Source organism: Thiothrix lacustris DSM 21227 (genome assembly GCF_000621325.1).
GTDB classification, from domain to species: domain Bacteria; phylum Pseudomonadota; class Gammaproteobacteria; order Thiotrichales; family Thiotrichaceae; genus Thiothrix; species Thiothrix lacustris.
In genome coordinates, this window is the sequence record NZ_JHYQ01000008.1 from 105,735 (window position 1) to 120,325 (window position 14,591).

A 14,591-nucleotide genomic window follows, 5' to 3' on the forward strand; every position below is an offset into this window, starting at 1 on the left:
GGTTAAATATCCGCTACAGGTGGGGTAATCGCATCTGCCTTGGGGGTTTCTGCACTCATGGCTTCCAACTGCACTTTTTCAACACGATGCCCATTCAATGACATGACCTTGAGCTGAAAACCACAGCAGTCAACCGTGTCCCCCACCACCGGTATACGCTGTAAATGCAACATGAACAGGCCAGACAAGGTGTTGGCATCGAGATCGGCAGGAACATCAACGCCCAGCGCTTTTTCCATATCGCTGAGGGGTAACAAGCCATGTGCCTCCCACACATCATCCGCTATCTGGGTGATGGGATACTCGGATTCGTTTTCATCCATTTCGTCAGCAATTTCACCGACAATTTCTTCCAGCAGGTCTTCGAGCGTGAGTTGGCCGACGAATGCGCCGTACTCATCCACCACAAAAGCCATGTGGTCTTGCTGGCTGCGCATCGTGTCAAATAAACGCGCAACCAGCAGCGTTTCCGGCACAACCAATGGCGGGCGGATGTAATCCTGAAGGTGTTCCCACGGCTTTTCCTTACCATCCAACATGGCATTGAACAGGTCTTTAGTCAGCAACAAACCCAGCAGGTTATCGGTGTCACCATCCACCACCGGGAAGCGTGAGTGCGAGGTGCGCCGAATCATCTCCATATTCTCCTCTGGCGTATGCTGGATATTCAGCATATCGGTCTCCTGAGTAGACACCATGACTTCTTGCACCGTGCGTTCATCGAATTTGAACAGGTTGTGCAACATTTCAGCCTGTCCGGTTTCGATAGCACCATGTTCGCCGGACACCCCAATCATGTCGCGCAGCTCTTCCCCCGTCATGACATCACCGTGGGAAGCTTCTTCCACCCCAAAACGGCTCAGGATGAAAGAGGTCGTCAGGCTCAGCAGACGATTCAGCGGCCAAGCCATCAGATAAAATCCCTGTAACGGGTAAGCCACCCACAAGGACATTGGCTCCGGCTTACGGATCGCAAAGGTTTTCGGCACTTGCTCACCCACCACAATGTGTAGTGACGAAAACAACAAAAAGCCCAACAGGAAAGAACTGGTATGCAAGGTGTCTTCCGACATCCCCCAGTCGCGGAACACAGGTTCCAGCAAAGCGGCAATGGCAGGCTCACCGACCCAGCCCAAACCGAGGGAAGCCATGGTAATACCCAACTGGCAGGCTGCGAGGTAGGATTCCAGATTCCCCAGAATCTTGCGGATCAACACTGCGGAGCGGATGCCCTGATTGGCCAGTTGGTCAATACGCACACCTTTGGCTTTGACGAGCGCAAACTCAGCCGCGACGAAAAAGCCATTGATTACCAATAATAAAACAGCAATGGTTAGGCTAGTGAGAGGGTTATCCATTTGTTTTTTTCCAGAAAGATGAGCAAAAGTAGTTCGACAGATTCAGCAACAGTAAAGTCACACAGTAGACAATGCTGTACGCAATTCAAGTTTTTTAAAAAAAATTGTGACTTTATTACAACATGGGGCGTCTTACCTACAAGTGATGCAGAAACACCAACAGGCTTGCTGGTCACTGCGAAACATTTTTCGGTAAGTTTTATGAAAGTTTATGGAGATTAAAACATGAAAAAGCACATTCTGACATTAAGCGTTGCCGCTGCGGCTCTGGGCATGACAGCCACTGCAATGGCTGATGTTACCCTGTATGACTATGAGCAACCAACCAGCGCTTATGAAGATGCCTACGTATCAGGCCAACTGAATGTCAACAGTGGCAACCAAGGCCAAACCAGCCACGATCTGAACCTGGACACCAGCTATTCCCGTGTATTCAGCTCACCTGATCGTGATATCAAAATCGGTGGCGATTTGCAGGCATCTTCCAAGCGTGGTGCGAATGCAGGCGACGAAGCCCAGGAAAACTATATTGGTACCGCTTCTGCCGGTATGAATAAGTATTTTCAGCCCAATAATAGCAAAGGTGCGTTTTGGTACGGTGATACAGAATTAGGCATTAAAAAAGGCGCTGATGACCCATTCCTCAAAGCTGGCGTAGGCTTGGGTTATGGCCGCGTTGTCAACGTTACTCCAATGGCACAAGCGATCCGTTTGGTAGAAGCCCTGCGTGCCAATAACAGCCTGACAGGTGACTTGACCAAAGCTGAATACAACCAGATTGCTCAAATCATTGCCAAAGAATCAGAGTACAACACCAAGTATGGTTCCACTGATTACCGTCAAAAATGGATTGGTGACATGGAAGCAGTGCTGCAAAGCTCTGGTAAAACAGCAGGCACGTTAGGTGCTGTTGGCATCCTCAAAGCCTACGATGTATTGGTTAATGAGCGTATTTCTACCCGTAAGAATGGCTGGTTGGTCAAGGCGGGCGTTAGTGAAGTTGTCAAAGACTATAACGGCGATGGTGGCAAGCCAGCGCTGGATATCGCAGGTGAATACCATAGGCCATTAAGCAACCTCACCCAGTTTTCCAATGAAACCGCTGTTTCTGCCATTTTGAAAGATAATGATGACAGCTATACCCTCAAGAACCAAATGAGTCTGAACCATGAAGTTTCTGATCGGGTAGACTGGTTGAATAAATGGGCGTTGGATTATGACCACAATGGCGCAACCGACCAGAACACCACCACTAACGCAGCAAGCTCTACTTACCGTTACTACATCAGCAACAAGCTGGCATTTGACACAGTAGCAGCGCTGACTCAAGTTGAAGATAAAATTGACAACAATGGCAATGATGACGTGGACAAATCTTTATTCATGGGTGTCACTTACCGCCTGAAATAATTATATTTTTCATCACGTTTTGTTCGTCTGACGTTATGGTTTCCTGTCAAGAGCCAGCGTCGGCTGGGGGGAGCTTAGGCTCCCCCGTTTTTGATTATAGTGTCGTCGTATTTTATTACCCTGAATTCCATTACACTGATGATAGTTTTAAATGGATGGCTATAAGCCAAAATTTTTCCCATGAACCAATCCCCCAACATTGCTTGCCCGGAGTGTGGTCAATTGCACCATTACCGCCCTATTGCGCCGGGTCAAACAGCGTTTTGTACTTTTTGTGGTGAAACCCTCTACCGTAACCGTACTCATATGATTGATGCTGTCATGGCATTGACGCTGGCGGGGCTGATTTTGTTTGTCATGACTAACCTCTTTCCCCTGTTAGGGCTACGGGCACAAGGCCAAGAGCAGGAAATGCACCTGTTTGGAGCCAGCATGACCTTCTGGAATCAGGAATACCGGATTCTAGCCGTGTTAATCGTGCTAAATATTATTGTCTTTCCGTTGTTTGAGTTACTTGCCTTGTTGGTCGTGACACTCACCATTCGCAATCACTGGGAATCGTCATTCGCTATATTCCTGTACCGCTGGATGCGTGAAATCAAGCCGTGGGGAATGTTAGAAATTTTCATGCTGGGCGTGTTAGTCGCCGTCGTCAAACTGGGCGACGTAGCCACCCTCATTATTGGTACATCGCTGTGGTCGTTTGCAGGACTGATTGTCACCATGACTGCGGCCAGTTCCATACTCGATCCATTCACTGTTTGGCGCGAATTGGACAAAACTCACAAGGTAAAGCCACATGAGTAACGCATCTGAATTACATACCGCTCATGACGCCGGTTTAGTGCAGTGTCAGGTTTGTGGAAACCTAAGCAAAGCCCCTGCACACTTGAGCAAATATGATGTGATGTCCTGCCCACGTTGCGGTGCTCGCATCAAGCGGAGGGAACAAAATAACAGCGTGGAAGTGACTTGGGCATTACTAATTGCCTCCACCATTCTGTATATTCCGGCGAACATGCTGCCGGTCATGAGTGTTTACATGCTAGGAAAAGGGCAGCCGGACACCATTATCAGTGGCGTATTGCACTTGCTGGAAGCAGGGCAGTGGCCGCTGGCACTGATCGTGTTCGTCGCCAGTGTGTTTGTTCCCTTGCTGAAACTATTTTCCATCGCATTTTTATTGATCAGCATCCAGCGGAAATCACGCTGGCGTCCGCATGACCGAATGCGCTTATACAAAATAACCGAATACGTGGGACGCTGGTCAATGGTCGACATATTCGTGATTGCCATCCTCACCGGACTGGTGCAGTTTGGTAATCTCGCCCGTATTGAGGCGAATGCTGGGGCTTTTTCGTTTGCGGGGGTGGTGGTATTAACCATGTTTGCAGCGCGGATGCTGGATGAACATTTGATCTGGGATATTTCCCGTAAAGAGGAGCCTGCTGCATGAGCAATCCTATCGAACAACCTGATAACCTGCCTGATGTCGACGTGCGCGAAGAACGAGGCATTTCACCCGTTTGGCTTATTCCTCTGGCAGCAGTAGCCATTGGGCTATGGCTACTTTTTCAGACATGGTATGAGAAAGGCCCCACCATTACCGTACAATTCCCCAGTGCTGAAGGCATCGAAGCGGGCAAAACCGAAGTGCGCTACAAAGCCGTCACTGTCGGTAAATTACGCAATCTGCGTCTGAGCGATGACCTACAAACCATCGAAGCCACGCTAGAGCTCAACAAGGAAATTGGTCGACACCTCGGTAGTGATGCCCGTTTCTGGGTCGTCAGCCCACGGGTGAACCGCTCTGGCGTTTCCGGCCTAAGTACTTTTTTTTCCGGCACTTATGTTGGCATGGACCCCGGTACAAATACCGATGATCAGAGTTTCTATAAGGGAGAAGGTCGCCCGCCCGTCATTGCCCCCACAGAAAGTGGCAAACGCTTCTTCCTATTATCAGATTCACTAGGCTCGATGGATGTGGGTGCACCCGTTTTCTACAAGCAATTACAGGTCGGTGAGGTCATTGACTACCAATTATTGCAAGATACCAGTCAGGTACGCATGGAAATTTTTGTGCGTGACCCATACTTCGACTTCGTGCGCACCACGAGCCGTTTCTGGAATGCCAGCGGTGCCGAATTCAAAATGAGTGCTGCCGGGGCAGAATTCCGCATGGAATCACTGGCCTCCTTACTGATTGGGGGGATTGCCTTTGAAACGCCCACCTCTCTATCTACTGGAGATGTCAGCAAAGAAGGAGACGCTTTCCCGCTCTACAACAAGTACTCCGATACACAAGAAAAGCAATTTACCCAACGCCTGTATTACGTCATGTACTTCAATGGCTCAGTACGTGGCTTAAATGTAGGTTCACCACTGGAATTCCAAGGCATCCCCGTCGGACAAGTCGAAAATATCGACATCAGAATGGACAGAAAATCATTGGATGTAAAAGTCCCTGTGTTGGTTTCTATTCAACCGCAAAACTTTGACCCCGAAATTGATCAGGGCGAAGCTGAGGAAGCGATGCGTAAACTGGTAGAAAAAGGGCTACGCGCCAAACTCGAAACAGGTAGCTTGCTCACAGGCCAAAAGCTCATCAGCTTAAGCATGGAAAAAGATGCCGAACCGGAAAAAATCGTCAAAACCCAGTTCTACAGCGAATTCCCGACCACTGGCTCGGCGTTTGATGATTTACCCTTGATGGCAACCGACATCATGGCCAGCTTGCAAGATACGCTGGATGGCATTGAAAAATTGGTCAACAGCGGCAAGCTCGACAAGACCGTGGATAACGTCAACGGCGTGCTGACAGAATCTGAACAAACCATCAAGGCTGCCAAGGAAGCCATCAAAGCTGCCGAACAAGCCATCAAAACAGTGGACAAAAACACCCTGCCCAGCGTCACCAAAGACGTGAACCAGATCACCATTGATTTGGGTAAAACCCTGCAAAAAATTCAGGGGTCAATGGCACAGGTTGACCGCATGACTGCACAGAACTCACCCACCCAGTTCCAGTTAAAGGAAATGCTGGAAGAAGTGACTTCGGCTTCCCGCTCAGTGCGTAGCCTGACCGAAACCCTGCAACGGAACCCAACCTCGCTGATCCGGGGCAAGTAAGGAGCATGATGATTATGTTGAACAAGAAAACGGTATTGTTGCTAGCCCTGTCATTGACCTTGGCTGCCTGCTCCAGCACCCCGACGCTGTACCACACGCTGGCGGCAGGTTCCGCAGGGGCGGAAGTCGCCAGCGCCACTTCCCAACGCATCAAAAGCCTGGGGGTAGGCCCCATCAACCTGCCTACCCTGCTGGACCGCGAAGGCATGGTGATCCGCAAGGATACCACCACGGTGGAAGTCTCCGACGATCATCTGTGGGGTGGGCAACTCGAAGACGAGTTCCTGAGTGCGCTTTCGCAGCAATTGCAATTGCGCCTGCCTGCCACACGGGTGCAAACCATCCCGTGGGAAACCAGCCAAACGCCGCAATATCAGGTCGTGGTTAAGCTCGATCAGTTTGATGGAATGCCCGGCGACAAAGCCGCCTTACGCGGGCTATGGCAACTTCAAGCGGGTGATGATGGCAAGATCCTGACCACCGAGCCAGTCGCGCTGGAACGTAAAGTCACCGAACCCGGTGTCGATGCCGTGGTCAAGGCGCAAAGCACCTTGGTTGCCGATCTCGCCAACCAGATCGTGCGGGGACTGGCAGCAGCACCTTAATCCTGTTCAGCACTAACCTCTGGTTGCGTCACCCGCACCAGATGCTTGAACAAATGGCTGTTGGGAATGGAAATGAGCTTGCCATCAGCCATTTCCAGCAGCGTACTCTGTGCCTGCACTTCGCGTAAAACGCCGTTGTATTCACCGAAACCGATCTCCTGCCCCGGCATAAAACTTTCACGCGCATAAAAACCGGCGACCAGATTATGCGCCATCTCACGCCCCCCCAACCCTACCGCCAAGGCAATCGCCAGCCCCATCGACGCAATAATGGTGATCAACACGGTGTAGAGCAATTGCGTGTCCATCCCCATCTGCCCCAGCGCCACCACGATGGTAATCGCCACCGTCAGGCCATACACCAAACCGCCAATGGTTTTGGTCGACGTTAACCCAAGACTGCTACTGCTACCCTGCACTGCCTGACGCAAGAAATTGGCGACCACAAAACCGAACACCACAATAATGATCGCCGCAATAATTTTGGGCAGGAAATTGACAAAACTGGCCATGAGCTGAGTCAACTCACGGATCCCCAGCAATTCAGAAGCAGGCATCAACGTAGCAAAAAACACCAGCCAGAACACCACCTTACCAATCAAGCGCGAAGGTGTGCTGGTCAAACCACCTTCTGACATCATCGCATCGACTCCGGCATTGCGACTGAGTTTGTCTATGCCCATTTTGTGCAGCACCGAACGGGTAATCATCGACAGCACGATCCCAATCAGCAAGCCGACGAACAAAATCAGCACAGCCGCAATCGCTTTCGGCAAAAAAGCAATCAGCAAATCCCACTGTGAAAACAGCGGCTCCAACAAGCGTTTATTGAACAGCTCATCAAACTTGAGCAAATCGCCAAACTGGCTAGGTTCACTTGGATTCATGGTTATTGTCCTTCGGGTTAGCGACCACTGCGTGCACTACCGCACCAAACAGTTGAAAAAAGGCAAGTGACAAGAAGCCAGCAAACTGAAACAGATCACGCAACGACAATTCCGCCCGTGACCGCTTCAGGATGCGGCTAATACGCTGCGTTGAAGTGGCTTTACGGGTATTCGCCGCTTGTTGCCACAGGGTGCGCAATTCCTGTTCGAGTTGTTCGTGTGGGTCATTCATAATGATTACAGGCACAATTTTTCATACAGTTTCTTGAATTGCTCCATTGCGCGGTAAAACCGCATTTTGGTGGCGCTCAGTTTAGTATCCAGCGTGCTGGCAATGTCTTCCAGCGACAATTCGCCCATAAAGCGCAGGCTGAGGATTTCGCTCTCGGCAGGGCGCATTTCACCCAGCGTCTTTTGCACACAGTCCTGTTCTTGCGTGGCGCTGTAATCATCCTGTGGGGTGTGTTCATCCACCAACAGGTTGTCAAACAGGCTGCCACCGTCGCCGTCATCCGTGTCGCGCACAAAGTGTTTACGCTTTTCCACCGCGCTGTGGCATTGGTTCATCGCAATGCGGTACAGCCAAGTTTTGAACTGTGCACGGCCTTCAAACTGGGGCAGAGCATGAAAAACCCGCATGAATACATCTTGCGTGACATCCTCTGCCTCCTCTTCCGTGCCCAGATAACGGCGGCACAGATTAAATACATAACGCTCGTGGCGGCGTACCACTTCACTGAATGCATCCATCACATAGGGCAATTCAGTGCGGCAACGTGCCACCAGACTTTCTTCATCCAAAGCGTGAAGAACGTCACCCATAAAACATCCCTCCTTGGTAGGACGGCTCATCCTGACGAAAAGTCAAAAGAATCTCAATGTTTTTGCACAAAACAGGGCAGCGCTGGAAAATCGGCGGGGAATCATGCAGACTTTGCAACGCGACCAGTCACAAAATAACGCAGCAGCACGGAACCAAAGGCCAAACATGTACGAACAAGTCTCTCACTCCCTTCTCAACGACATCCTGATCGAACTCGACCCCAGCATTCGTGGTGAGGGTTTGCGGCATTTCTACACGCGCTTGGGGGCAAACTTTTACTCCATCCACGCCTTGTTCAGCGTGCTGTACGGTAAGCGCGAAGACTTCCGCGAGCACATGCAAGGGCTGGTCGAAACCATGGCGCGGCAATACGTGTTACGCCCGGAACACTTGCGCCATTCCGACCTTGAGCGCGAAAAAGACCACAACTGGTTTTTAAACCAGCAATGGGTGGGTATGGCGCTGTATGCCGACGGTTTCGCCAAAGACCTGCCTGACCTGACTCAACGGGTCAATTACTTTCAGGAACTGGGCGTCAACCTGGTGCATCTGATGCCAATGATGCAATGCCCCAAAGGCGCGAGTGACGGCGGCTATGCCGTCAGCGATTTCCGCCAGATTGATGAGCGTTTCGGCACGTTGAAGGATTTACAGGCATTGGCGGGCGAATTACGCAAACGCGACACCTTGCTAACGCTGGACGTAGTGCTCAACCACACCTCCAACGAACACGCTTGGGCACAACAAGCCAAAGCAGGCAGCGCGACACATCAGGATTACTACTACATCTTCGCCAACCGCGAAGTGCCAGACATGTTTGAAGCCACCATGCCGGAAATCTTCCCCGAAAATGCCCCCGGCAATTTCACCTGGGATGAGGACATGCAAAAGTGGGTCATGACGGTTTTCAACAGCTACCAATGGGACTTGAACTACAGCAACCCGGCAGTCTTCATCGAAATCCTCGACATTATCCTGTACTGGGCGAATCAAGGTGCGGACATCCTGCGGCTGGATGCGGTGGCCTTCCTGTGGAAAAAGATCGGCAGTGTTTCCCAGAACGAGCGCGAAGCCCATCTAATACTGCAACTATTGAAGGATTGTTGCCAAGTAACTGCGCCCGGCGTGCTATTCATTGCCGAAGCGATTGTTGCCCCGGTGGAAATCATCAAGTATTTCGGGGAAGACGCGATCAATGCCAAAGAATGCGAAATCGCCTACAACGCCACCTTCATGGCGCTGCTATGGGATGCCGCAGCCACCAAAAACGCCAAACTGCTGACTCAAGGCATCAAAAGCCTGCCCGACAAGCTGGAACGCGCCACGTGGTTGAATTACCTGCGCTGCCACGATGACATTGGCTTGGGCTTTGATGATAACGACATTCGCGCCGTCGGCTATGACCCGTATGCACACCGCCAGTTTTTGATCGACTACTTCACCGGCAAGTATGAAGATTCTCCGGCTCGCGGCCTGCCCTTCGGACACAATGACAAAACGGGTGACACGCGCATTTCCGGTTCATTGGCCTCATTGGCAGGGCTGGAAAGTGCGCTGGAAGCCAACGACCCGGAGCGGATTGACGTTGCCATTAAAACCATCGTACTCATGCACGGCATGATCATGGCGTTTGGTGGCATTCCGCTGCTGTACTACGGCGATGCCATCGGCACCTTGAATGACCGCACGTATCTGGACGACCCCGCCAAAGCCAACGACAGCCGCTGGGCACATCGCCCGCGCATCGACTGGGAACGCGCCGAATTGCGTAAAACCCCCGGAACGGTTGAGTATCGCCTGTTTTCCGCCCTGAAAAAGATGATTGCGGTGCGTAAGGAAGTGGCAGCATTCGCCGATTTCAACAATCGCGAGCTGCTGGATGTGGGCAACCCGCATTTGTTCGTGTTTGCGCGTTTCGACACCACCCAACCGATGAACAAGGTACTGGTGGTGGCCAACTTCGACGCCCACCCGCAACACCTGAATATGGAAGATTTGGGGCGCAAGGCATTTTTCCGCCATGCCTCGGTGCGGGATTTGTATTCTGGCGAGCGCCCCGCCCTATTCAATGGCGAGTTGGTGATTCCACCCTTCCGGTTTTACTGGCTGACCGACCAGTAAGGCGCGGCTAGCGCAGTAACAGCGTCGGGATCTTCGACGCTCGTAACAAATCCGTGGTCTTGCTGCCAAACAGCAAGCTACGCCACGCCGAATGCGTGTACGCCCCCATGACTAGCATATCAATGTCGCGCTCACGTACTTGTGCCGCAATCACACTTTCCGGGCCGCCAGCCAGCAAGGCGGTGTGGGTGGTGAAACCCGCGCCTTCCAGCGTGGTTTTCGCCCATTCGAGTTGCCGCCGTGCGCCTTTGCCGGGTTCGCCGGAGGTGATAACGTGGATGGGTAAGCCCACAAACAGCGGACAAGCAGCAATCAATTCCACCCCCTTGCGCGCAATGCTGCTGCCGTCAAATGCAATCATCACTTGCTGCGGTGCGGTGAAAGCGGCGGTCACGGTCAGGATGGGGTGGTGCAAGGAACGGATCACCCGTTCGACATTACGCCCCAGCTCACGCGGGGTGGTTTCCGCCGCTTGCCCGCGCCGACCAAGGATGAACATGCGCACGCCATCTTCCTGTTCTGCCAACGTTTCTACCAATGCGCCGTGACGCTGGCGTACATCGGGGGCTTCCACCCCGGCCGCCATCGCCCGTTCGCGCAAACGGTTGAGGAAAAGTCGCCCCTGTTCACGCGCTTGTTTGCTGAGGGCTGCATCCTCCTGTGAAAGTTCTTCGAGCAAGGCTTGCTGCGCATCAAAGCCAATCGCGCCGCTGTGGTCGTGGGTATTGCGAGCGCGTTCGGGGTGGCGGTCGAGGATGTGCAGGAATTCCAGCGGCAACTCCATACGGGTGGCGACCCACGCGGCGTAATCGGCGACATGTTCGGCGAAATGCGACTGGTCAACGCAGGCGAGGATTTTATTGTCCGGTTTCATGGGAAAGCTCCTCAGTGATTCAACAGTTGTTCAATGGCTTCAGGTTTGTCGTGTACCCCGAAACGGTCGATGAGGGTAGCGCTGGCTTCGTTGAGGCCAACTACTTCCACCTCCGTACCCTCGCGGCGGAATTTCACCACCACCTTGTCGAGCGCCCCCACAGCCGTCAAATCCCAGAAATGGGCGCGGCTGACATCAATACGCACCCGTTCCACCACATCCTTGAAGTCGAAGGAGGCCACGAAATAATCCGCCGAAGCGAAAAACACTTGCCCCACCACCTGATATGCCCGCATCCGCCCCTCGTCTTCGGAACTGGCGCTGACATACAACATCCGCCCCACCTTGTTGGCGAAGAAGAAACCGGAGAGCAATACCCCGACCAGCACGCCTTGCGCCAGATCGTGAGTAGCCACTACCACCGCCACCGTGGCAATCATGGTGGCATTGAAACTTTTCGGGTGCTCGCGAAACTTGCGTAAGGAATCCCAATTGAAGGTGCCGATCGACACCATGATCATCACCGCCACCAAAGCCGCCATCGGGATTTGCGCCACCCAGTCGCCCATGAACACAATCATCAGCAACAAAAACACTCCCGCCACCAAGGTAGACAAACGCCCACGCCCGCCGGATTTCACATTGATCACCGACTGCCCGATCATCGCACAACCCGCCATACCGCCGAGGAAACCTGTCGCAATATTGGCAGCACCCTGCCCCACGCATTCCCGCTGCTTGCTGCTGGTGGAATCGGTCAAGTCATCGACAATCGTCGCCGTCATCAAGGATTCCAGCAAACCCACCACCGCCAGCGTCACCGCTACCGGAAAAATAATACGCAAGGTTTCCCAGTTCAACGGCACATCCGGCAGCAGGAACACCGGCAAACTATCCGGCAACGCCCCCATGTCACCCACGCTGCGAATGTCCAACCCAAACAGGATCGCCACCGCACTCAAGGCAATAATCGCCACCAACGGCGACGGCACTGCTTTAGTGATATACGGAAACAGGTAAATAATGACCAGCCCCGCCGCTACCATTGCGTACACCATCCAGCCCCTGCCCAGCAATTCCGGCAATTGCGCCATGAAAATCAGGATAGCCAGCGCATTCACAAAACCGACAATCACCGCCCGTGATACAAAGCGCATCAGTAAATCCAGCCGCAGCATTCCTGCGACAATCTGCAACACCCCGGTCAACAAAGTCGCCGCAAACAGGTATTGCAAGCCGTGATCTTTTACCAGCGTGACCATGACCAGCGCCATCGCGCCGGTTGCCGCCGAAATCATGCCGGGGCGACCACCTGCAAAGGCAATCACCACCGCCATGCTGAACGATGCATACAGCCCGACTTTCGGGTCAACACCCGCGATAATGGAAAAGGCAATGGCTTCGGGAATCAGCGCCAAAGCAACGACAAGGCCAGCCAATAGATCATTTTTGACATTGGCGAACCAATCCTGGTGCAGGGAATTCATGGTGTTATCCGTTATATGAGAGTGAATGCGCGAGGCAAAAAGGCAGAAGCGGCATTCTAGGCAAACCCGCACGCAAAATAAAGCAATAAGCACAATCGTCGTGTATGCTACTTCCTGTTTTTTAGCTGGAGTTTTCAATGTTACGATGGTTTTTTAAGCAAAGTCTCCACATGCGCATTGCCATTATCTTTGCTCCCTTTATGTTGATTGGTGGCTATGGCTTAATGGATCTGTGGGTCACGAAAGATCAACCCAAACAGGACAAGCCTGTCGCCATGCAGCCCTTGCAATTACAGGGCGAATGCCTATTGGCAACCAACCAGTGCAAATTACAACACGCAACCATGCAAGTCTCACTGGTACGCCTAGAATCCGGCAAGCCGGGTATCGTGCGGCTGGAAATCACCCCCAGTGTTAGCATCCGTGGCATCCAAATGTCTCTGGTACAGGCGGACACGGAACACCAACTGGTGATTGAGCCCATGAGAGGCGCAGAAGTTTGGTATGCAGAATTCCCTGAGAAATTGCTAACCCCATCCCCCTCTGTACTTCGCATAGCCTTAGCGCAGTTCGGACGCGTGTCCTATGCAGAATTTCCCCCGCTTTTTTAAGAAGATGGCCCTACGGGGCCTTTTCTTGCCTTAGGTCATTGCCTGCCCTATACCCAGTCATTATGCTAATGCGAATAATCACAAATGATCACTTCGCGCTAGAGAGAACCTTGAATGACTGAACTCGTTTTTTATTACCATAACACATTGCCTTGTGCTGCTTTTGGCGTATTGGAAGCGGCTATCAAAATGCATGGCAAACATAAAATCATCACACAGTTCGATGAATTTTCGATTGATGCCTATGTATTGGTGGACTCCCCCACCTCACGCATCGTAGCCATTGACTTTGACAATACCATTACCGCCGATGTAGATTTTTACCTCAATCTGATCGACGCTTACCGTAGCCGCCATTGGGAACCCGTGGTTTGCACTCTACGTGATGATGACAACGAAAATTTGCTAGAAATTCATGACAAACTGCACGATGCAGGCATACGAGTCTATACCACGGACGGCAAGAAAAAACGCGCCTTCATGCTTCACGAAGGCATCAGTGTAGGGATGTGGATAGACGACTACTTTCCTGCCATTACCCAATTCGGCACCCCCCTGCTCGTTAGAAATGGAATAGAGTATTGAATTATGGAACAACTGGACGCCAGCAAAGAAATTCTCGAATGCTTCCTTAGCGGAAAATTCAAGCGTATGGATTGCCCGCAATGTGAGAATACCTTCCTCACCAAAGTGTACGAGATGAAATGCTTCGACAGCGGCAAGAAACTCAGCCTGAAATGTGCCGAATGCAAACGTATTTTTACCGCAGATACTGCTGATAATGCGTGGAAGAACTACGTCTTACTGGAAAAGCAGTCGCTGGGTCTCGAATATTTTCTGGATGCCATCCAGCAATATGACCTGAAAAATGTGCCATTTGCCCGCCGCGTCGGTGTCCTGGACGAAGACGGCCAACCGATTGACTCTTCCTGCATCCACCTATTCAGCTTTGAAGAACCCGATTACCGCATCATCTATGTCATGGAGCGACTGGAACATCTGGAAGAAACCGATGCCGAATTCTTTACGGAGCACGTCCACGAAATCGACTGGATGGAACAGGCCGATCGCAACAAGGTATGGACTTACATCGCAGAGCGCTATAACGAAGCGCTAGCCGAAGACATCCGCAAACTCTGCCAGTATTACCGTGAACACGAAAAATACCTCAATTGGGATTTGCACGGCGACAACCTAATGAAGCGCGTCAAAGACGGTACGATTGTAGTAATGGATCCGTTTGCGCCGAAGATGGGCGATTACATGGAAGAGTAAGGGAAAATCTT

General features: G+C 51.8%; 15 protein-coding genes. 9 read left to right on the forward strand and 6 right to left on the reverse strand.

The features are described from left to right. Nucleotides 1-2: 2 nt before the first annotated feature. Nucleotides 3-1,358, reverse strand: a complete 1,356-nt coding sequence (locus Q394_RS0105740; protein WP_028488432.1) for a hemolysin family protein — start codon at nt 1,356-1,358, stop codon at nt 3-5. Between the two features lie 225 nt (nt 1,359-1,583). Between Q394_RS0105740 and Q394_RS0105745 the strand changes: the two genes are divergently transcribed. The 5 genes from Q394_RS0105745 (at nt 1,584) to Q394_RS0105770 (ending at nt 6,502) form a co-directional block, all read left to right on the forward strand. Next, nucleotides 1,584-2,768, forward strand: coding sequence for a hypothetical protein (locus Q394_RS0105745; RefSeq protein ID WP_028488433.1), 1,185 nt, complete (start codon nt 1,584-1,586; stop codon nt 2,766-2,768). A gap of 180 nt (nt 2,769-2,948) precedes the next feature. Continuing rightward, nucleotides 2,949-3,575, forward strand: a complete 627-nt coding sequence (locus tag Q394_RS0105755) for a paraquat-inducible protein A (RefSeq protein WP_028488434.1) — start codon at nt 2,949-2,951, stop codon at nt 3,573-3,575. Further along, nucleotides 3,568-4,224 carry a paraquat-inducible protein A gene (locus Q394_RS0105760; protein WP_028488435.1) on the forward strand — a complete coding sequence of 219 codons (657 nt, stop codon included), beginning with the start codon at nt 3,568-3,570 and terminating at the stop codon, nt 4,222-4,224. The genes Q394_RS0105755 and Q394_RS0105760 overlap by 8 nt, the downstream gene beginning before the upstream one ends. Then, complete coding sequence (locus Q394_RS0105765; RefSeq protein WP_028488436.1) at nt 4,221-5,897, forward strand: PqiB family protein; 1,677 nt, start codon at nt 4,221-4,223, stop codon at nt 5,895-5,897. Before Q394_RS0105760 ends, Q394_RS0105765 begins: the two co-directional genes overlap by 4 nt. 14 nt (nt 5,898-5,911) lie before the next feature. Next, nucleotides 5,912-6,502, forward strand: a complete 591-nt coding sequence (locus Q394_RS0105770; protein ID WP_169735882.1) for a PqiC family protein — start codon at nt 5,912-5,914, stop codon at nt 6,500-6,502. On the opposite strand, the gene Q394_RS0105775 is transcribed toward Q394_RS0105770, so the two are convergent. The 3 genes from Q394_RS0105775 to Q394_RS0105785 are packed head-to-tail and all read right to left on the reverse strand — an operon-like array spanning nt 6,499 to nt 8,211. After that, a complete protein-coding gene (locus Q394_RS0105775; protein WP_028488438.1) occupies nt 6,499-7,389 on the reverse strand; it encodes a mechanosensitive ion channel family protein in 891 nt (296 codons plus the stop codon). The two genes, Q394_RS0105770 and Q394_RS0105775, sit on opposite strands and share 4 nt — an antisense overlap. Further along, nucleotides 7,376-7,621: a hypothetical protein gene (locus Q394_RS0105780; RefSeq protein WP_028488439.1), complete on the reverse strand. Its 246-nt coding sequence runs from the start codon at nt 7,619-7,621 to the stop codon at nt 7,376-7,378. Before Q394_RS0105780 ends, Q394_RS0105775 begins: the two co-directional genes overlap by 14 nt. A gap of 5 nt (nt 7,622-7,626) precedes the next feature. Next, a complete protein-coding gene (locus tag Q394_RS0105785) occupies nt 7,627-8,211 on the reverse strand; it encodes an RNA polymerase sigma factor (protein WP_028488440.1) in 585 nt (194 codons plus the stop codon). A gap of 166 nt (nt 8,212-8,377) precedes the next feature. Here Q394_RS0105785 and Q394_RS0105790 point away from each other — a divergent pair, with 166 nt between their 5' ends. Continuing rightward, on the forward strand, nt 8,378-10,333 hold the full coding sequence (locus Q394_RS0105790; protein WP_028488441.1) for an amylosucrase: 1,956 nt from the start codon (nt 8,378-8,380) through the stop codon (nt 10,331-10,333). A 7-nt stretch (nt 10,334-10,340) separates the two neighbouring features. On the opposite strand, the gene Q394_RS0105795 is transcribed toward Q394_RS0105790, so the two are convergent. Together Q394_RS0105795 and Q394_RS0105800 are read right to left on the reverse strand one after the other, a co-directional pair. After that, nucleotides 10,341-11,207 (reverse strand): universal stress protein, encoded by an 867-nt coding sequence (locus Q394_RS0105795; RefSeq protein ID WP_028488442.1) that lies wholly within the window; start codon nt 11,205-11,207, stop codon nt 10,341-10,343. An 11-nt stretch (nt 11,208-11,218) separates the two neighbouring features. Beyond that, nucleotides 11,219-12,694 (reverse strand): SulP family inorganic anion transporter, encoded by a 1,476-nt coding sequence (locus Q394_RS0105800; protein ID WP_028488443.1) that lies wholly within the window; start codon nt 12,692-12,694, stop codon nt 11,219-11,221. 137 nt (nt 12,695-12,831) lie between these two features. Between Q394_RS0105800 and Q394_RS0105805 the strand changes: the two genes are divergently transcribed. The 3 genes from Q394_RS0105805 (at nt 12,832) to Q394_RS0105815 (ending at nt 14,580) form a co-directional block, all read left to right on the forward strand. Then, nucleotides 12,832-13,305: a hypothetical protein gene (locus tag Q394_RS0105805; RefSeq protein WP_028488444.1), complete on the forward strand. Its 474-nt coding sequence runs from the start codon at nt 12,832-12,834 to the stop codon at nt 13,303-13,305. Between the two features lie 114 nt (nt 13,306-13,419). Next, nucleotides 13,420-13,890 carry a hypothetical protein gene (locus Q394_RS0105810; RefSeq protein ID WP_028488445.1) on the forward strand — a complete coding sequence of 157 codons (471 nt, stop codon included), beginning with the start codon at nt 13,420-13,422 and terminating at the stop codon, nt 13,888-13,890. 3 nt (nt 13,891-13,893) lie between these two features. Continuing rightward, nucleotides 13,894-14,580, forward strand: coding sequence for a hypothetical protein (locus Q394_RS0105815; protein ID WP_028488446.1), 687 nt, complete (start codon nt 13,894-13,896; stop codon nt 14,578-14,580). Nucleotides 14,581-14,591 lie beyond the last annotated feature (11 nt).